The sequence below is a fragment of the Isoptericola dokdonensis DS-3 genome (assembly GCF_001636295.1).
GTDB classification, from domain to species: domain Bacteria; phylum Actinomycetota; class Actinomycetes; order Actinomycetales; family Cellulomonadaceae; genus Isoptericola; species Isoptericola dokdonensis.
This window is the reverse complement of sequence record NZ_CP014209.1, coordinates 2,706,807-2,724,914: the sequence shown is the minus strand read 5'-3', so window position 1 is coordinate 2,724,914 and position 18,108 is coordinate 2,706,807. Positions and strand designations below refer to the sequence as shown.

Here is an 18,108-nt window from a genome sequence, read left to right as displayed (position 1 = left end):
CCGCCGGGCGAACCCGGCGTCGGGCACGCCGACTCAGGTGATCGCCGGGAGCGCACTACGGTGACGCCATGCCGTTCACCCCTGCCCATGCAGCCGTCGTGCTGCCGCTCCGGCGGCTCGGCCTGCCGCTCAGCGCCCTGGTCGCGGGGGCCACGGTGCCGGACCTGCCGATGTTCCTGCCCGGCCGCCCGGGCTACGACGTCACCCACAGCCTGTGGGCGGTGCTCACCCTGGACGTGCTGCTGGCGTCGGTGGCGGTCTGGCTGTGGTTCGCGCTGGTGCGGGACGCGTACGCGGACGTCACGCCGTGGGTGCGGGACCGGGTCCCGGCGCGGGCGCGGCTCACCTCCCGGCAGTGGACCCTCGTGCCGGTGGCGGCCGCGCTGGGGGCGCTGACGCACGTCGTGTGGGACTCGGCGACGCACGAGGGTCGATGGATCGCGACGCACGTGCCGTGGCTCGCGAGCGAGCACGCCGGGATCGCGGGCGCGCAGTGGGCGCAGTGGGCGTCCGGGGTGCTGGGACTCCTGGTCGTCGCGACGTACACGGTCCGCTGGATCGCCAGGGAGCCGGTCGCACCGCGGGCCTCCCGGGTGGCCCGGCCGCTGCTCTGGTTCCTCGTGGCCCCCGCGGTGGCCGTCGTCGCGGGGGCCGTCGCGCTCGCCGGTGCGGACGACCTGCACCACGGCGCGGTGGCTGCCGCCGTCGCGGGCGTCCAGGGTTTGGTGCTCGCCGCAGCCGTGACGGGGGCGTGCTGGCACGGCGCCGTGGCGCGCGCCAGGGAGGCCCGGCCGGCAGGGGTCGCCTGACGCGCAGGTCCGGGAGGCCTCCGGCAGGCGCGTCGTCGACGCATCACCCGTCCGGCTCGCGGCGCGGCCGCCTAGGTGGGCCGGACTTTCCGTGCGGCGCGTCACGGCCTACGGTCGTAGGACGACCTGGACAGCACGCCGCCCTGCGCTCCGGCCGGGGCTCTCGCCGACAGGAGGCCACCATGCGCATCACCGCCGAGCAGGGCGACATCACCACCGCCACGACCGAGGCGATCAACGCGGCGAACTCCTCGCTGCTGGGCGGGGGCGGGGTGGACGGCGCGATCCACGCCGCGGCGGGTCCGCGGCTGCTGGCGGCGTGCCAGGAGCTGCGGAGCACCACGCTGCCGGACGGGCTCGACGTCGGGGACGCCGTCGTCACCCCGGGCTTCGACCTGCCCGCGATGTGGGTGGTGCACACGGTGGGCCCGAACCGGCACCGCGGCCAGACGAACCCGCGCCGTCTCGCGTCCTGCTTCACGCGCTCGCTCGACGTCACCGCGGACGCGAAGGCCCGCACGGTCGCGTTCCCCGCGGTGAGCGCGGGCGTCTACGGCTGGGACCCGGCCGACGTCGCGCGGATCGCCGTCGACGCCGTCAGCACCTGGCACGACGAGAACCCGGGAGCGATCGACGAGGTCCGCTTCGTGCTGTTCAGCGCCGACGTCATGGCGACGTTCGAGGACGCCCTGTCCGCCTGACGACCTGGCGGCGACCGAGCGGCGCTCTCAGCTCTTCCCGTCGCGCGACCACCGGCGACCCAGCGCCAGACCGAGCAGCACGAGGAACGTGACCACGACCGCGGTCACCGCGGTCGCCATCGCCGCCTGCGAGGAGACGACGGCTGCCATCACCGTGGCCACGCCGCCGACGACGAGGACGATCCCCGCGACGCGGTAGGCGGGTCCGAGCGCGGCCCGGAAGCGCTCGACGCGACCGTCGAACCGCCCACCCGGCGCCGCCAGGGGCAGTGCCACGCCCAGGCAGACCAGGAAGGCGCCGACAGCACCCGCCACCGCCTGCTCCAGGGGGAAGGCGTCCCCGGTGTGCTGCGAGACCAGCCCGACGTGCAGGACGAGCAGCACGACGGACAGCCCGCTCAGCGTCCAGCTGAGGACGCGCCGCGCCCGCTCCGGGTCGCGGTCCTGGCCGAGCGGTGTGCGGTGGAGCAGCTCGTGGTCGAGCCGGGGGACGACGGACAGCAGTGCGGTCAGCACGAGCAGCGCCAGCGGCAGGGCGACGGCCGTCATGCCCCGGCTCGACACGCTCTCGCCGTGCCGTCCGTCCGCGGCACGCGTGACGATCTCGGCGGACATCTCGGGCCAGGCGACGATCGACGTCGTCACCATGGCGGCGACGGCCCCGAGAGCGATCGCGGCCCCGGGCCAGGGGATCATCAGCCACGGCGGTGCCGTGCTGCCCTGGGCGTCCGCGGTCCTGTGCGTCGTGCTCATCGGATCGGCTCCTCTCGTTCGTCCGTCGGGGACGAGACGTGCTCGGGGTCGTCGGGGCCCGGGGCGCCCTGCTCGCGACGCAGGGCCATGAGCGCCAGGATCGCCTCGTCCACGAGGCTCATCCGGAGTCGGTACTGGATCTCCGTACCGCGTCGGCGGGACTCGACGAGCCCGGCCTGTCGGAGCACCTTGAGGTGGCCCGACAGCGTGCTCGGCCCGATCGCGAGCGCCGTACCGATGTCGCCGGCGCGCACGTAGTCCCGGTCGCGCAGGAAGCGCAGGACGTCCCGCCTTCCCTCGTGCGCGAGGGCGGCGAACAGTCCGCTCGCCGCTTCTTCGCTATTTCGCGTCACATCGAAATAGTATCGGACGGGCAGCCGTCCCGCACGCCTGCGCCTCGTGCGGTGCCGACCGGATCGCCGCCGACGGTCCTGCACGATCCGGCGGCGCCCTGTCGACGCCCGGGTCCTCGACGCGGCGCAGCAGGACGCGGTCAGCGCTTCGGGTAGCCAGCCTGCGGCTTGTCGGCGTCGAGGTCCTCGGGGTGCTCGAAGCCGATCTTCTCGTGCTTGGCGGTGCGCCGGTACAGCCACGTGAAGAACGACAGGACGAGGCCGACGGCGACGAGCCCGCCGGCGATGACGTACTGCTCCTGCTGCTCGGCGCTGCGCGCCCAGGGGCCGGCGAGGAACGCGCAGGTGAGCGCGCCGATGACGGCGAGCGGCGTCCAGGTGCGGAAGTGCGAGTGGTCGACGGTCTTGCGGCGCAGCACGAGCAGGGCGATGTTCACGACGGTGAACACGACGAGCAGCAGCAGCGACGTCGTGCCGCCGAGCAGGGCGATGGAGTCCGAGCCGCCCTCGGTGCCGCTCTGCAGGACGACGTAGGTGATGAGCCCGTACGAGATGAGCGTGGTGACGACGATCGACACCCAGGGGGTCCGCCGGGTGCGGTGCACCTTGCCGAAGGCGCGCGGCAGGACGCCCTGGTTCGCGAGGCCGTACAGCAGGCGGGAGGCCATGAGCATGTTGATGAGGGCGGAGTTCGCGACGGCGAACATGCCGATGAACGGGAAGATGACGTCGAACGGGAGGTTCGGCGCGCCGGCCGCGACGACCTGCGTCAGCGCCGACGCCTTCGTCGGGTCGGTCAGGTCACCCACCGGCACCAGCGCCACCGCGGTGATCGCGACGAGCACGTAGATGAGTCCGGTGACGGACAGGCCGGTGAGCATCACCCGCGGGAAGTCCTTCACCGGGTCCTTGCACTCCTCCGCCATGTTCACGGAGTCCTCGAAGCCCACCATCGCGAAGAACGCCAAGGTCGTCGCCGCCGTCACCGCGAGGAACACCGACTTGTCGTCGGCGCTCTCGAAGACGACGACGCGGGAGAAGTCGGCCCGCCCCTGCGTCATGCCCCACAGGCCCACGAAGATCACCAGCAGCAGGCCGGACAGCTCCACGAGCGTCAGCACCACGTTCGCCTTGACGCTCTCCCCCACGCCCCGGAAGTTCACCAGCGCCACGAGCGTCATGAACCCGAGCGCGATGAGCAGCAGCGGCGTCGAGCCGTCCTCCATGCCCAGCCCGAACCCGTCGTTGAGGAACCCGGCGAACGCGTTCGACGCCGTCGACGCCGACGTGATGCCCGAGCTCATCACCATGAACGCGATGACGAACGTGACGAGATGGATGCCGAACGCCTTGTGCGTGTACAGCGCCGCGCCGGCCGCCTGCGGGTACTTCGTCACCAGTTCCAGGTACGAGAACGCCGTGATCGTGGCGACGACGAACGCGATGAGGAACGGCGCCCACGCGGCGCCGCCGACCTCGCCGGCGACCTGCCCGGTCAGGGCGTACACCCCGGTGCCGAGGATGTCCCCGACGATGAACAGCAGCAGGAGCTTGCGTCCCATGACGCGCTTCAGCCCGGGCTCGGCGGGGTTGCCGCCCTGCCCTGGCGTCTCGGTCGTCGCGCTCATGCCTGACCTCCTCGTCCGTCACGTCCCGGATGTCGGGAATGCATCCATGGAACCCCCGGGCGACGGATCCCGCGCGTCGAACGACGCCGGGACCTGGCCCGGCGGGCATGTGGCGAGGGATCACTCCAACAACCCGAAGTTGCGTCGGCCGGTTGAATTCGCACACCGAGGCCCCGTACCGCAGGTGACTCACTTCGAGGCCGCCAGGTCCTGCGACGGAATCGTCGGCGCGGTGGCCGATCCTGACCCACGCGCCTTGCGGAGGGTGGTCACTGAGGTCGGGACCCAGAGATTCGGTGAATCAGACGTCCAGGTGAAGCCCTGCTGTCCGAGCTCACCACGTCAGGACGCCAGGTCTGCTCCCGCGTCGAGCAGCATCCGGTAGCTTCCACGTGGGTCCTCGACGAGTTCCTCGTGCCGGCCGGACTGGACGATCCTCCCACCGTCGACAACGACGATGCGATCCGCGTCGCGGACGGTGGAGAGCCGATGCGCGATCATCAGCACGCCGGCCTGACCGAAGAGCTCACCCATCGAAGCCCGGACCCGGGACTCTGTGGCGGTGTCGAGATGCGCGGTGGGTTCGTCGAGCACCACGAGAGCGGGCTGCTTGAGCGCGGCCCTGGCTATGGCCAACCGTTGCCGTTCGCCCCCGGAGAGGCGGTGGCCCTTCTCGCCGATCACGGTGTCGAGTCCGTCCTCGAGCTGGCGGACGAGACCGTCGAGAGCGACCTTGTTGCACACCTCCATCAGCTCGGCGTCCGAGGCGCCCGGCTTGGCGTACCGCAGGTTGTCACGGACGCTCGCATGCAGCACGTACGGTTCCTGGGGAATATAGGCGACGAGCGAGGCGCGGCGATGCTCGTCCAGCTCGGCGATGGTGACGCCCCCGATCTCGACGATGCCCTCGTCGGGTCGCACGAGTCCCGAGGCGATGCCTGCGAGTGTCGACTTGCCGGCGCCCGACGGCCCGACCACCGCCACGACCTCACCCCGCCCGACGGACAGGCACAGGCCGTCCAGGGCGTTTCCGCTGGCCGGACCCCTACGGCCGGGGTCGTCCGTCACCCCGTCGTCCCCTGACATGCCGGAGATCGGCAACCACGGGATGGACAGCGCGTCGCCGGCGTGCGAGAGGCCCTCGATCGAGTACGAGGACACCGCCGGATAGCGGTACCTGACTCCGTCGATCCGGAGAGCCGTGGTGGACGGCTCGGCAGAGTTCGGCCCCTCGGCCGGAGCGCCGTCGCTGCTCGCAGGGTTCCCGGGGCTCGCGGCGAGAACTGCCTCGACCCGATCGAGCGCGATGCTCGCGCGCATCTTCGGGTAGCGGGTCCCGAGCAGCGCCTGGACCGGGGCCTGGAGCTGCTGGAGATAGAGCACCACGAGGATGACGCTGCCCACCGTCACGCTCTGCGTCGTCGCGAGCCCCACACCCATCGCCAGGGCCCCTGCGGTGATGACGACGAACGCCGTCCCGTAGCTCGCACCCGCCGTCGCGGCGGCACGCCTGGTCGCCGCCGAGAGACTCGCCAGTTCGCTCGCCTTCTCCTCGAACTGTGCCTGCTCGCGCGCGGTCCGGCCGTTCTGCCGCGCAAGGATCGCGCCGTCGCGACTGACGAAGGTCTCGGCGCTGGAGGCGAGCTCCTTGGTGACGTCGAAGGACCTGGTGATGATCTCGTTGATGCGCGACTCGGCCTTGCGGACGTAGAAGATGGCCGCCGGGACGGCGATCAGCAGCAGCACCAGGCGCGGATCGACGAAGGCGACGATGGCCACCGAGGTGACGATCGTCGTCACGCTGGACACGACGACCGGGATCACCGACGTGTACATCGCCTCTGCCCCGATGGCGTCGCTGGTCAGTCGACTGACGATCGCCCCGGGGCGGACCGTCGTGTAGAAGTGGATCGGCATCGTGGTCAGGCGTCGGAACATGGCCGACTGCATCCCGGCGATCGCGACACCGGCCGCTCTTGCCGACATGACGCTCGCCGCGAACGTCGACCAGACGGCGACCAGGCCCAGGGCCAGCATCCCCGCGATCTGCCAGGTGACCTCGCTCCCCATCGCTCCGCCGGCAACGAGGGCATCGATGATCGACCGCAGGAGCAGCACCTGAAAGAGTGGCGCGACCCCTCCGACAACCTGGAACACGTAGGACCTGGCGAAGAGGCCACGCTGATTGCGGACGTGCGCTTGTGCGTGCGGGTGCCGAGCCCTGGGGGCGTTCGAACGTCGTCGTCTCATCTCCGGGCGGTGCCGATCGCTTCTGCTACCTCTCCGTGCGTCACCGTGCCGGACCCTGAGACGAGTAGCGTCCGGTCAGGGTCGCAGCGCGACTGACGACGAACGTCCCGGGAACGCGCGTGAATCGGCAGCCTCCTCGTCGAGGGCAGGATCGCCGGGGCGTAGGTCATTCCCGGGATCCTAGAGCCCGCACGAGCCCACGGAAAGCGTTGTCTCACGTGGTGACGCGGCTCTCACGAGGGCCGACCTCGGAGGATTCCTCGGCACGGTGAGCAAGCCGAAGGTCTCTGGAGGCGATCCCCGTTGAGCGGGAGCCTTCCGAGTCCCCCCGACACCCGGGCGGACTCGCGACGAGAACCGGCTACCGGCGTCGCCGGAACGCGAAGCCCGAGGCGGTCATGAAGACGACCGACAGCCCCACGCACCAGACGACGGCGAGGACGATCGCGTCGGTGAGGGCGTCACCGGTGGGCGCGCCGGGGGTGCCGCCGACGAGGAGGCCGCGGACGGACTCGATGACGGGGGTGACGGGCTGGTGCTCCGCGAAGCCGCGCAGCCACGTCGGCATGGTCTCGACGGGCACGAACGCGCTGGACACGTACGGCAGGAACATGACGAAGAACGTGAAGCCGCTGGCGGCGTCGGGCGAGCGCACGAGCACGCCGACGAGCACGGCCGACCAGGTGATGGCATGCAGGAACAGCACGAGGATCCCGACGGCGCCGAGCCACTCGGGGAGGCCGGCGGTCGGCCGGAACCCGATGGCCCAGGCGACGGCGAACACGACGGCGGTGGTGAGCAGGTTCTTCGCGAGGCTGGCCACGACGTGCCCGGTGAGCACCGTCCACGGCACGACGGGCATGGACCGGATGCGGTCGATCATGCCGCCGGACATGTCGCGCTCGACGAACAGCGCGGTGGAGGCGGCGCCGAACCCGGCGGCGAGCAGGATGATGCCGGGCGTCGCGTAGGTGACGTACGACGTGCCGACGTCCATCGCACCGCCGAACACGTACGTGAACATCAGCAGGATGACCACGGGCAGCACGGCGGCGGTGATCATCGAGTCGACGTCGCGCACGGTGAGGCGGACGGCGCGGGACGTCATGGCGCCGAGGTCGGCGGCGAGGCCGCGGACGGCCCCGACGTGGACGTCGGTGCGGGCGGGCAGGGCGAGGGCGGTCATGCCGCCACCTCCTTCGCGGTGCGGGTGGCGGGCGCGCCCGTGCCAGCGTCGCCCGCCGGGGTGGCGTCGTCGGCACCGCGGGTGTGCCGGCCGGTGAGGGTGAGGAAGACGTCGTCGAGCGTGGGGGCGGTGAGGTCCCAGCGCACGGGCGCGACGCCGGTGGCCTCGACGCGTCCGAGCAGGTCCCGCACGTGCCCGACGCTGCCGTCGGTGGGGACGCGCAGCCGGGTGGGGCTCTCGGCGACCACGGGGACGCCGAGCTCGCGGGCGAGGCGATCGGCGTCGTCGGTACCGGCCAGCACCAGGTCGATCCCGGCCTCCCCGACGCGGCGCTTCAGCTCGCCGGGGGTGCCCTCCGCGGCGACGCGGCCGTCGTCGATCAGCGCGACGCGGTCGGCGAGGCGGTCGGCCTCCTCGAGGTACTGGGTGGTGAGGAACAGGCTCGTGCCCTGCGCGACGACGTCCCGCACCACCTCCCACATGGCCTGGCGCGAACGCGGGTCGAGGCCGGTGGTGGGTTCGTCGAGGAACAGCACCTCGGGGCGGGTGAGCAGCCCGGCGGCGAGGTCGAGGCGACGGCGCATCCCGCCGGAGTAGGTGCCGACCTGCCGGTCGGCGGCGTCCGTGAGGTCGAACGCGTCGAGCAGGTCGAGCACACGGGTCTGGGCGGCCCGGTGCGTCAGGTGGGCGAGGCGGGCCATCATCGCGAGGTTCTCGTGGCCGGTCTGCTTGTCGTCGACGGCGGCGTACTGACCGGTGAGGCTGATGCGCTCGCGCACCTGCTTCGCCTGCGTGACGACGTCGTAGCCGGCGACGGTGAGGCGGCCGGAGTCGGGCGGCAGGAGCGTCGCGAGGATGCGGACGGTCGTGGTCTTGCCGGCGCCGTTGGGGCCGAGCAGGGCGAGGACCTCGCCGCGGTGCAGCGTGAGGTCGACGCCCTGGAGGACGGGCTTGCGTCGTCGGCCGGTGCCGTAGGCCTTGGTGAGGGCCTCGGCCCGCACGACGACGTCGCGGTGGTTTGTCATGGCTTGCCTCCGGGAATCTGCGTGGATGGGAAACTGTTTATGGGATACGCGCTACTGCGGATGCTATACACAGTAGGGAGGGTCGCGTCAAGAGCGCGGCCCGTCGCGACCCCGCGACGGACAGGAACCGACGGGTAGGCCACCATGGAGCCGATGAGCACCGACCCACCGACACCGGACCTGACGGTGCAGCGCCTCTGGGGGCAGCAGCCCCGCCCCCGCCGCGGGCCCAAGCCCGCCCTGAGCGCCGAGCAGATCGTCGAGGCCGCCTTCGAGATCGCGGAGGCCGACGGGCTCGACGCCCTGTCGATGGCCCGCGTCGCCGAGACGGTCGGCTGCTCCCCCATGGCCCTCTACCGGCACGTCGCCGGCAAGGACGAGCTGCTGGTGCTGCTCACCGACCGCGTCGCCGCCCTGCTCCCCCCGCTGCCCGCCGGGCTCGGCTGGCGTGCCGGGCTCGAGCTGTGGACCCGGCTCCAGATCGAGCTCGTCGTCGCGCACCCCTGGTACCTCGACCTGCCGCTCGCCACCGCGTTCCCCGGCCCGAACCGGCTGCGCTGGTTCGACCACGCCCTCGAGGCGCTCTCCGACGTGCCGCTCCCCTTCGACGAGAAGCTGGCCCTCATCGGGCTCCTCGCCCAGCACGTGCTCGGCGAGGCGCAGGTGCAGGCCGACACGCGCCGCGCCGCCGTCGAGCGCGTGCGGCGCACCTCCGGCGTCGCCCCCGACGTGCCGGACACCGAGCTCGACCCGGACGCCGTCGACCGCGCCAACCCCTACTACGACTTCGAGACCGTCCTCACCCGGCTCGCGACGCCCGACCAGTACCCCCACCTGTTCGCCACCGCCGCCGCCTGGGACCCCGACGCCGCACCGCCGGACCCCGTGGACGACGCGGCGTTCGGGATCGGCATCGTCCTCGACGGCATCGAGGTCTACCTGCGCCGACGGACGGGCGACGCCGTCGGCTGACGACCGCGACGTCGTCGAAACGCTTCCCTGCCACGAATCCCCAGGTCACGGCCTTGCGCGTGTCACTGGAACCCGGCCGTCCCGATAGGGCAGGGTGGGCGTGTGCAGGCCTCGCCGACGACGGGGCCACCCAGCGACGGAGGTGTCCGCAGGTGCGACGGACGGTGGTCACGGGTATCGGGGCGGTCACGCCCCTGGGTCTCACGGGGCCGCAGACGTGGGCGGCGCTGCTCGCCGGGAGGTCCGGGGTCGCGCCGCTCGACGACGACTGGCCGCAGGACGTCCCCGTCCGGATCGGCGCCCGCGTCGACGACCGGTTCGTCGACGCGCTCCAGGTCCGCGAGCAGCGCCGCACCGACCGCGGCGAACAGCTCGCCCTGGTCACCGGGCGCCAGGCGTGGGACGACGCCGGAGCACCGGACGTCGAACCGGAACGCCTCGGCGTCGCTATCGGCACCGCCAACGGCGGGTTCGGCACCACCCTGCGCCAGCACCTGCTGCTCAAGGGGCAGGGGCACCGCGCCGTCAGCCCGCACGCGGTGACCATGGTGATGAACAACGGACCGGCCGCCTGGGTGTCCATCGACCTCGGCGCGAAGGCCGGCGCGCGCGCACCCGTCAGCGCCTGCGCCGCCGGGGTCGAGGCGATCCTCGCCGGACGGTCCATGATCCGTGACGGCGAGGCCGACATCGTCGTGTGCGGCGGCGTCGAGGCCACCATCGTCGACCTGTGCGTCTCCGCGTTCGCCCGGTCCCGCGCGATGTCCACCCGCAACGACGAGCCCGAACGCGCCTCCCGGCCGTTCGACGCCGGCCGCGACGGGTTCGTCATGGGCGAGGGCTGCGTGCTCGTGGTGCTGGAGGCCGAGGAGCACGCCCGCGCCCGCGGGGCGCGCGTCCACGGCGTCGTCGAGGGCGGGTCCCTGACCTCCGACGCCCACGACATCGTCGGCGGGGAGCCCGTCAACCAGGCACGCACCATCCGCCTCGCGCTGCGGTCCGCGGGGCTCGATCCCGCCGACGTCGGGCTCGTCCACGCCCACGCCACGTCCACCCCCGCCGGCGACCTCAACGAGGCCCGCGCCCTGCGGTCCGTGTTCGGGGACCCGCCGCCCGTCACCGCGACCAAGGCCTCCACCGGCCACCTGCTCGGCGCGTCCGGGCCGCTCGGCGTGCTCGCCGCGCTCGGCGGCCTCGGTGCGTTCGGCGACGCCGTCGTGCCGCCCACCCTCAACCTCGACGAGCAGGACCCCGGCGTCGACCTCGACGTCGTCACCGCCGCCCGCCCGACGTCCGCCCGGCACGCGCTGGTCGACGCCTTCGGGTTCGGCGGGCACAGCTCCGCGCTGGTGCTGTCCCGCGCCTGACGCGTCGGTCCGTCGAGTCGTCGACCTTCGACCTCTGCCCGCCACCCCTCGACGCAACGAGCGTGCAGGTTCGGTACCTCAAACCGAGGTTTGGGGTACCGAACCTGCACGCTCGTCGCGTCGTCAGGGCCGAGACGTCAGCTCACGCCGAACGCCCGCACGACCTCCTGCGTGACGGCGTTGCCGGCGTCGTCGTGCGCGGTGGTGCGCAACGACACCGAGTCCGCGCTCTTCGGGGTGCGCAGCTGCGCCGACCAGCCGTCACCGTCCGTGCGGACGGTCGCGTCCGACCAGGTCGCGCCCTCGTCGTAGGACACCTCGAGCGCGACGTCCGTCACGGTGCCGGTGCCCACGGCGTCGGGGACGTGGCCCACGGTGAGGCCGACGGTCGTCCGGCCGCCCCGCACCGTGCCGTCCAGCCGTGTGGGCACGTCGTACTCGACGCCCAGCAGCGGCAGGTCGCCGGGCGCCGCCCGGTCGGTGACGAAGGTCCACGCCGTCGACGTCCGCGACGACCACGCCCACGTCGACGGGTCGACGGTCACGTCCATCTCGTAGCGGTACGTCTGCGGTCCTGTCCCGTCGGAGCGGAGCTGGTTCATGGCCTGCGAGGAGGCCGACCGCAGCAGGGTGTCGTCGTGGTAGAGGCGCGAGGCGACGGTCCGCCCCGACCCGAACGTCCCAGTCATGCCGCCCCCCGGGCTCGCCGGCGGCACGTTCATCCGCAGCATCGTCCCGGTGTTCGACGACTTCCAGAAGCCGTCGCCCTGGCGCGGCGCCGCGACGCCGAACCAGTTCAGCGTGTCCCGCTCGCCGGGCGCGTACTGCCGGGTGGTGTCGCGCACGTCCCACAGGTTCTCCCCGAGGACGCTCGCGCCCCACACCGTCCCGGCGCCGTCGACACCCGCGCTGAGGAACGTGACGTGCTCGTCCGCCGTCTGCCACGGCACGGCGATGGCCTGGCAGCGGAGCAGGTAGTCGGGGCAGTCGGCCCGCGACAGGAACGCGATCCGCTCCTGCGTGTCGACGAACCGGTCCGTCACCTGCGCCAGGTCCCGCGTGCGCGGGGCGAGGACCATCCGCTCCGGCGTGCTCCCCTCCCACGTGTGCGCGTAGTCGTAGGCGTACTCGGGGAAGGCGTCCGCCCAGCCGCGGAGCCGCCCCTTCGACGAGCCGGAGAGCAGTCGCTCGCCCTCCTCGACGCTCACGGACACGACGGGGAGCGTCGTGCCGCCCGCGGGCTCGAACAACGTGCCCGGCCCGTCGGCGACGACGACGAGCAGCTCGGCCCCCGCGGCCTGCGCGGCGGCGGCGCGGGCGGCGGGCGTGACGTCGCCGCCGGCGGTGACCACGAGGGCCTTCCCGGTGGCGTCCACCGCGGCGATCTCCGCGGGGGTGCCCTCGCCCGCCGTCACGACCCGCAGGTCGACCCGGCCGTCGAGCCGCGTGCTGCCCGACTGGTAGACCGGCTCGATGGCGCGGGGCTGCGGGCTCCACGCGCGCAGGTCGAGCAGGGGTGCCGTCCGCGACCACCGGGCGGTGGTGTAGAGCTCGCCGTCCGGGACGTCGTCCGTCGGGAGCACCCAGGTCTCCACCCCGCGGTTCACGGGGTTCGCCATGAGCAGGGACGTCCCTTCGGCCGGGGCGTGGTACCAGTCGATCCGCCCGGCGTACGCCTCGGACGGCAAGGGGGTGTCGAGGCGGACTTCGGTGGCCTCCCGGGCGTCGAGGACGACGCTCACGTCGCCGTCGACGACGTCGACGCGCGGATCCGCCAGCCAGAAGAGGCGGTCGGTGCCGTCGGCGTCGGCCACGCGGATCTTCGTGGAGACCGCCCAGGCGCCGGGCTCCACGCGTCGGGCGCCCACGGAGCCGTCCGCGCCCGTGTACCAGTAGCCGAAGCGCGCGCCCTGGTAGTCGTAGCCCATGATCTGGGCACCGACGACGGGCTTGCCGGCGAGGTCGAGGACGGTGACGTCGAGGTCGTACTTCTCGGTCTCCCGCGTCAGGCCGGTGCTCGTGCGGGCGACGACCGTCCCTGCGGCGTCGGTCGCGACGACCTCGCCGAGGTAGTGGCCGGGCTCCGGGGCGTCGGCGTACGACGCGGTCGCCTCGACGGAGGCCGACCCGTGCGCCGGCACGACGACCTCGGCGGCGGACAGCCGGACGACATCGGTGGCGCCGTCGGTGGCCGTGGTCAGGTCGAGCGCCACGTCGGCGTCGGTGTCGTTCGTGTACGTGATCGTGCGTGTCTGCGGCTCCGGGTCGGCGTCGCCCCAGGAGACCATGCCGAAGTAGACCGAGCCGGTCGCGGCGATGTCGTCGAGCGCGGCGGGCACGTCGAGGCGGCCGGTGCCGACCTCGTAGTGCGTGCCGGCGATCTCGTGCGTGGAGGACATGAGCGCGTCCTTGAGCCGCTGCGCGCCCCAGTCGGGGTGCTGGACGGTCAGGAGGGCCGCAGCGCCCGCGACGTGCGGCGTCGCCATCGACGTGCCGTTCAGCGAGCGGTACGCGCCCGAGCCGGACGAGAACTGCGACCGCGCCGCGGTGATGCCGACGCCCGGCGCCGCCATGTCGGGCTTGAGGCCGTCGTCGAGACCGCGCGGGCCCTGCGACGAGAACGACGCGCGGGCGTCGCGGTCGTCCGTCGCCGCGATGGTCAGGGCCGCGTCGGCGGTGCCCGGGCTGTGGACGGAGCCCACGGCGCCCGCGTTGCCCGCCGCGACGACGAACAGCGTGTCGTGCTCGGCGGACAGCGCGTTGAGGGACTGCGCGATCGGGTCGGTCTGGTCGGTCCGGGAGTCGTCGCCGAGGCTCATGCTGACGACGTCGGCGTCGGCCTGCGTGACCGCCCACTCCATCCCGGCGATGATCCACGAGTCCTGGCCGTAACCGTCGTCGCCCAGCACCTTGCCGACGGCGAGCTCGGCTCCCGGTGCCACGCCGGTGTGCCGGCCGTCGCTCGCGGCGCCGGACCCGGCCACCGTGGACGCCACGTGGGTCCCGTGACCGTTGGCGTCGGTCACCTCCTCGCCGGGGACGAACGACTGCATGGTCGTGACGGCGTCGACCAGGTCGGGGTGCTCGGGGTCCACGCCCGAGTCGAGCACGGCGACGCGCGCGCCGGTGCCGTCGTTGCCGCCGGCCCAGGCCTCGGGGGCGCCGACGAGCGGGACGCTCACGTCCAGCGTCGACTCCACCCGACCGTCGAGCCAGAGGGCGGTGAGGCCGCCCGCCAGGGTGCCCGGCGCGACCGCGGCCCGCGCCCGGCCGGTGGTGGCGGCCCCGGTGACGGCGGCCCAGAACTCGTCGGCCTCGTCGGCGGCCCTGACCAGGGCGGTGGCGTCGACGGACGGCAGGTCGAGGACCTTCTCGCTGCCGGCGGGGGCGCGCGGCGCCGAGCGCAGCCGCGCGGAGTGCTGCGCGATGACGGGGATGCCGCCCGACGCGTCGTCGTAACCGAACTCGACGAGGTCGCTGACGTTGAACAGCTCCTGGTCGAGCGCGCCCGACGCGAGGTACGGCAGGGCGGCGTCGGGCAGGACGTAGGTGTCGTCGCCGACCATCAGGGTCTGCGCCGTGCCCGTGGAGCCGGGTGCCGGCTCGACGGCGTAGACCTCCTGACCGTCAGCCGTCGTGGTGACCCGGACGACGTCCCCGGTGACGAGGGTGACGGTCGTCGCCTCGCCGTGGGCGGAGGTGTCGGGGTCGGTCTCGGTGGGCGGGTTCGCTCCCCAGCCGGGAAGCACTCCCGCGGCCAGCGCGGCACCCGCCGCGGTCGCGGCGATCCCGGCTCGGACGAGTGGTCGCATGGTGTCGCCTTTCGGAGGACTACATCGATGCCTCGGGACACTTCCAGGCAACACCGGGTGGGCACAATGGCGGACGCTGGCGAGAATGCGACATGGCGCGAACCCGCAGGGGCCGCGCCGGAGGGAGGCACGATGACCGACGACGGCCCCGGGGACGACGTCCTCGACCTCCTCGACAGCGGAGTCGGGCTCACCCCCGCCCTGCTGGCCGCGTACCGCGTGCTGGTGGCGGCGCCGTACGCCACGGTCGGCCGGGTGGCGGCGGCGCTGGACGTCGGGCCCGACGACGCCCGCGAGCGCCTCCGGGCCCTCGCGGACCTGGGGTTCGTCGGCCGGGCGGTCGGGACGCAGGACGCCGGCACGGCCGAGGCCCGCTACGTGGCGGCGCCCCCGTCGCTGGTGCTCGGCACCCGGTTGGCGGCGCACGAGGTCGCGATGCGGCGTGCGCAGGCCGAGCTGGACACCCTGGAGCAGATGTACCGACTCGCCGGGGCCGAGGGCGGGGCGGACGACGTCGTGCAGGTGGTGCACGGCGCCGCCGAGGTGGCGCACTGGTTCGCGCGGGTGCAGTCCGGGGCCCGGTCCGAGGTGATGGCGTTCGTGCAGCACCCGGTGGCGGTGACGGGAGCGGACGAGAACCACGTGGAGGACGACCTGGTGCGCCGCGGCGTCCAGTACCGGGTGCTGTTCGAGCAGGCCATGCTGGACGCCTTTCCCGGCGGGCTCGACGCGTTCGCCGCCGGGCTGCGGGCCGGGGAGTCCGCGCGGGTGACGGGGTCGTTGCCGCTGCGCATGGTGATCGCGGACCGCGACCTCGCGCTCCTGCCGGTGCTCACCGATCCGTCGCACGCCGCCGCCGCGGCGATGCTCGTGCGGCCGAGCTCGCTGCTCACCGGCCTCGTCACCCTCTTCGACACCCTGTGGACGCGCGCGGCGCCCGTCGTCCTCGACCTGCCGTCCGGTGTGCCCGCCGTGGGGGTGGCCGACGACGTCGACGCCCGCCTGCTGTCCCTGCTGCTCGCCGGGTACACCGACGAGTCGGCGGCGAACCAGCTCGGGATCTCGCCGCGGACCGTGCAGCGGCGCGTCCGTGAGCTCATGGACCGCGCGGGCGTGCGCACGCGGGCACAGCTGGGCTGGCACGCCGCCCGGGCGGGCTGGGGCGACTGATCACCCCCCTTGCCCGTCGAGCGTCTCTGGATGTCACGCATCCGGCCGGGATACCGGACTGTCAGAGACGCTCGACGGGCGGGGATCGTGACCCCCTGTGGACGACCGCCCTGGTGTCGGTCGCGTACGGCAGCCTGGGGGCATGACCACAGACGTCGAGAACCCGTCGGGCACGGCCCCGGCCGCACCGCCGACCCCCCACGCCGGGCGCTGCTTCGGTGACGGCGACCCGCTGTACGAGCAGTACCACGACACGGAGTGGGGCCTGCCCGTCCACGGGGAGGCCGAGCTGCTGGAGCGGATCGCGCTCGAGGGGTTCCAGTCGGGGTTGTCGTGGCTGACGATCCTGCGCAAGCGGGACGCCTTCCGGGAGGTCTTCGCCCGCTTCGACCCGGAACGGGTCGCCGCGCTGGGGCCGGACGACGTCGAACGGCTGCTGGGTGACGCCCGGATCGTGCGCAACCGCGCGAAGATCGAGGCGACGATCGCCAACGGCCGTGCCGTCCTCGCCCTGCACGACGCCGGACGCTCGCTCGACGAGCTGTTCTGGTCCTTCGCTCCCCCGCCGCGGGCCGCGCGCGTCGCGACGTGGACGGACGTGCCCGCCCTGACCGACGAGTCGAAGGCCCTGGCGAAGGCGCTGAAGAAGGAGGGGTTCCGGTTCTTCGGCCCGACGACGGCGTACGCCGCCATGCAGGCGTGCGGCCTGGTGGACGACCACCTGGCCACCTGTCCCGTCGTGCTCGGGGCCGGCGTCGTCCGGGGCTGAGGCGGGCCGCGCCCGGGTGGACCGGGCTCAGTCGCGGTGCAGCGCGCGGCGCGTCGCCGACCAGGCGCCCGTCGACCACAGGGCGAGCGCGACGAGCACCGCCTGGAACGGCAGCCGGGCGAGGCGCTTCGCGTCGGTGTCGAGGCCGAACCCGTCCTTGTGCTCCAGCCACTGCGCGACGTTGCCCGGGAAGATGACGACGAAGAACGCCGCGGCGACCAGGCCGACGGCCACCTTCCACCGCGGCAGGGCGACCAGCGCACCGCCGATGACGATCTCGACGACGCCGGACGCCAGCACGGTGACGTCCTCGTCCACCGGGAACCAGGAGGGCACCTGCGCCTGGAACTCCTCGCGCGCCACCGTGAGGTGCGTGATGCCCGCACCGGCGAGCGCGAGGCCGAGGGCGACACGGCCGAGGGTCTGCGGGATCGAGGTCGGGGTCTGCTTCGTCAGCTCGGCGAGGTCCATGCCGCGATGCTTCCACCGGACGCGGCGCGCCGCACCTGTGGCACCTCCACGGAGGCGGGCGCGGCGGGGTCGGACGGCGGGAGCGCCGCTGATCTGGTCGAATGTTCCGGTGGAGGGCTTCTGGTGGGGACTGGTGGGCAGCTCGTCGCTGCTCATCGGCGCCGCGATCGTGATGGTCCGGCCCCTGAGCCAGCGGGTGGTGGGGCTGGTCATGGCGTTCGGCTCCGGCATCCTCATCAGTGCCGTCGCGTACGACCTGGTGGAGGACGCCGCGGACGCCACCGACGGCGGCTGGGTGCTGCTGGCCGGACTGGCCGCGGGGGCGCTGACGTTCTTCGTCGGCGACCTGCTCATCGACCGCCGGGGTGGCGCGGACCGCAAGCGTTCGACGGGCGCACAGCAGCAGGGGGCCGGCGGGGCGATCGCGCTCGGCACCGTGCTCGACGGCATCCCCGAGTCCGTGGTGCTGGGGTCGACCCTGGTGGGCGGTGGCGGTGTCAGCGTGGCGCTGCTCGCGGCGGTGTTCCTGTCGAACCTGCCGGAGGCGATGTCGGCGACGGCGGGTCTGCTCAAGGCGGGCACGTCGCGGTCGCGGTTGTTCGTGCTGTGGGGCGGCACGACCCTGGTCTCGGCGGTCGCGGCGGGCGTCGGCTACCTGGCGCTCGGGTCGGCGTCCGGGACGACGGTGGCGCTGGTGCAGGCGTTCGCCGCCGGGGCCCTCCTGACGATGTTGGTGGACACGATGATCCCGGAGGCGGCGGAGTTCGCCGGCCCGGTGGGAGGACTGGTGACGGTGCTGGGTTTCGCGACGGCGTTCGGGCTCTCGCAGGTGGGTGGTTGAG

The 18,108-nt window shown here is 73.2% G+C and carries 15 protein-coding genes; 7 read left to right on the top strand and 8 right to left on the bottom strand.

Annotation, left to right across the window (positions count from 1 at the left end):
• Positions 1 to 68: 68 nt before the first annotated feature.
• Complete coding sequence (locus I598_RS12670) at positions 69 to 809, top strand: DUF4184 family protein (RefSeq protein ID WP_068203271.1); 741 nt, start codon at positions 69 to 71, stop codon at positions 807 to 809.
• Positions 810 to 991: 182 nt separating this feature from the next.
• Positions 992 to 1,510, top strand: coding sequence for an O-acetyl-ADP-ribose deacetylase (locus I598_RS12665; RefSeq protein WP_068203270.1), 519 nt, complete (start codon positions 992 to 994; stop codon positions 1,508 to 1,510).
• A gap of 27 nt (positions 1,511 to 1,537) precedes the next feature.
• Here the strand turns inward: I598_RS12665 and I598_RS12660 are convergent, their stop codons facing one another.
• The 6 genes from I598_RS12660 to I598_RS12635 all read right to left on the bottom strand — a co-directional run bounded on the left by I598_RS12660 (position 1,538) and on the right by I598_RS12635 (position 8,705).
• Positions 1,538 to 2,263: a hypothetical protein gene (locus I598_RS12660; protein ID WP_068203269.1), complete on the bottom strand. Its 726-nt coding sequence runs from the start codon at positions 2,261 to 2,263 to the stop codon at positions 1,538 to 1,540.
• The gene (locus tag I598_RS12655) at positions 2,260 to 2,616 is read right to left on the bottom strand and encodes an ArsR/SmtB family transcription factor (RefSeq protein WP_068203268.1); all 357 of its coding nucleotides are present in this window, start codon (positions 2,614 to 2,616) and stop codon (positions 2,260 to 2,262) included. The genes I598_RS12660 and I598_RS12655 overlap by 4 nt, the downstream gene beginning before the upstream one ends.
• A gap of 140 nt (positions 2,617 to 2,756) precedes the next feature.
• The gene (locus I598_RS12650) at positions 2,757 to 4,244 is read right to left on the bottom strand and encodes an APC family permease (protein ID WP_068203267.1); all 1,488 of its coding nucleotides are present in this window, start codon (positions 4,242 to 4,244) and stop codon (positions 2,757 to 2,759) included.
• A gap of 342 nt (positions 4,245 to 4,586) precedes the next feature.
• A complete protein-coding gene (locus I598_RS12645) occupies positions 4,587 to 6,362 on the bottom strand; it encodes an ABC transporter ATP-binding protein (protein ID WP_198155691.1) in 1,776 nt (591 codons plus the stop codon).
• Positions 6,363 to 6,855: 493 nt separating this feature from the next.
• On the bottom strand, positions 6,856 to 7,680 hold the full coding sequence (locus tag I598_RS12640) for an ABC transporter permease (protein ID WP_068203265.1): 825 nt from the start codon (positions 7,678 to 7,680) through the stop codon (positions 6,856 to 6,858).
• The gene (locus I598_RS12635) at positions 7,677 to 8,705 is read right to left on the bottom strand and encodes an ATP-binding cassette domain-containing protein (RefSeq protein ID WP_068203264.1); all 1,029 of its coding nucleotides are present in this window, start codon (positions 8,703 to 8,705) and stop codon (positions 7,677 to 7,679) included. Before I598_RS12635 ends, I598_RS12640 begins: the two co-directional genes overlap by 4 nt.
• Before the next feature lie 153 nt (positions 8,706 to 8,858).
• Between I598_RS12635 and I598_RS12630 the strand changes: the two genes are divergently transcribed.
• A complete protein-coding gene (locus I598_RS12630; RefSeq protein WP_232314153.1) occupies positions 8,859 to 9,677 on the top strand; it encodes a TetR/AcrR family transcriptional regulator in 819 nt (272 codons plus the stop codon).
• A 152-nt stretch (positions 9,678 to 9,829) separates the two neighbouring features.
• Positions 9,830 to 11,044 carry a beta-ketoacyl-[acyl-carrier-protein] synthase family protein gene (locus I598_RS12625; protein ID WP_068203262.1) on the top strand — a complete coding sequence of 405 codons (1,215 nt, stop codon included), beginning with the start codon at positions 9,830 to 9,832 and terminating at the stop codon, positions 11,042 to 11,044.
• Between the two features lie 137 nt (positions 11,045 to 11,181).
• On the opposite strand, the gene I598_RS12620 is transcribed toward I598_RS12625, so the two are convergent.
• Positions 11,182 to 14,856: a S8 family serine peptidase gene (locus I598_RS12620; RefSeq protein WP_068203261.1), complete on the bottom strand. Its 3,675-nt coding sequence runs from the start codon at positions 14,854 to 14,856 to the stop codon at positions 11,182 to 11,184.
• A gap of 132 nt (positions 14,857 to 14,988) precedes the next feature.
• On the opposite strand from I598_RS12620, the gene I598_RS12615 reads away from it, so the two are divergent.
• Together I598_RS12615 and I598_RS12610 are read left to right on the top strand one after the other, a co-directional pair.
• A complete protein-coding gene (locus I598_RS12615) occupies positions 14,989 to 16,026 on the top strand; it encodes a helix-turn-helix domain-containing protein (protein ID WP_068203260.1) in 1,038 nt (345 codons plus the stop codon).
• A 142-nt stretch (positions 16,027 to 16,168) separates the two neighbouring features.
• Positions 16,169 to 16,795: a DNA-3-methyladenine glycosylase I gene (locus I598_RS12610; RefSeq protein WP_068203259.1), complete on the top strand. Its 627-nt coding sequence runs from the start codon at positions 16,169 to 16,171 to the stop codon at positions 16,793 to 16,795.
• Between the two features lie 27 nt (positions 16,796 to 16,822).
• Here I598_RS12610 and I598_RS12605 read toward each other — a convergent pair whose 3' ends face one another.
• Complete coding sequence (locus I598_RS12605) at positions 16,823 to 17,266, bottom strand: DoxX family protein (protein ID WP_068203258.1); 444 nt, start codon at positions 17,264 to 17,266, stop codon at positions 16,823 to 16,825.
• A gap of 109 nt (positions 17,267 to 17,375) precedes the next feature.
• Here I598_RS12605 and I598_RS12600 point away from each other — a divergent pair, with 109 nt between their 5' ends.
• Positions 17,376 to 18,107, top strand: a complete 732-nt coding sequence (locus I598_RS12600; protein ID WP_068203257.1) for a ZIP family metal transporter — start codon at positions 17,376 to 17,378, stop codon at positions 18,105 to 18,107.
• Position 18,108 lies beyond the last annotated feature (1 nt).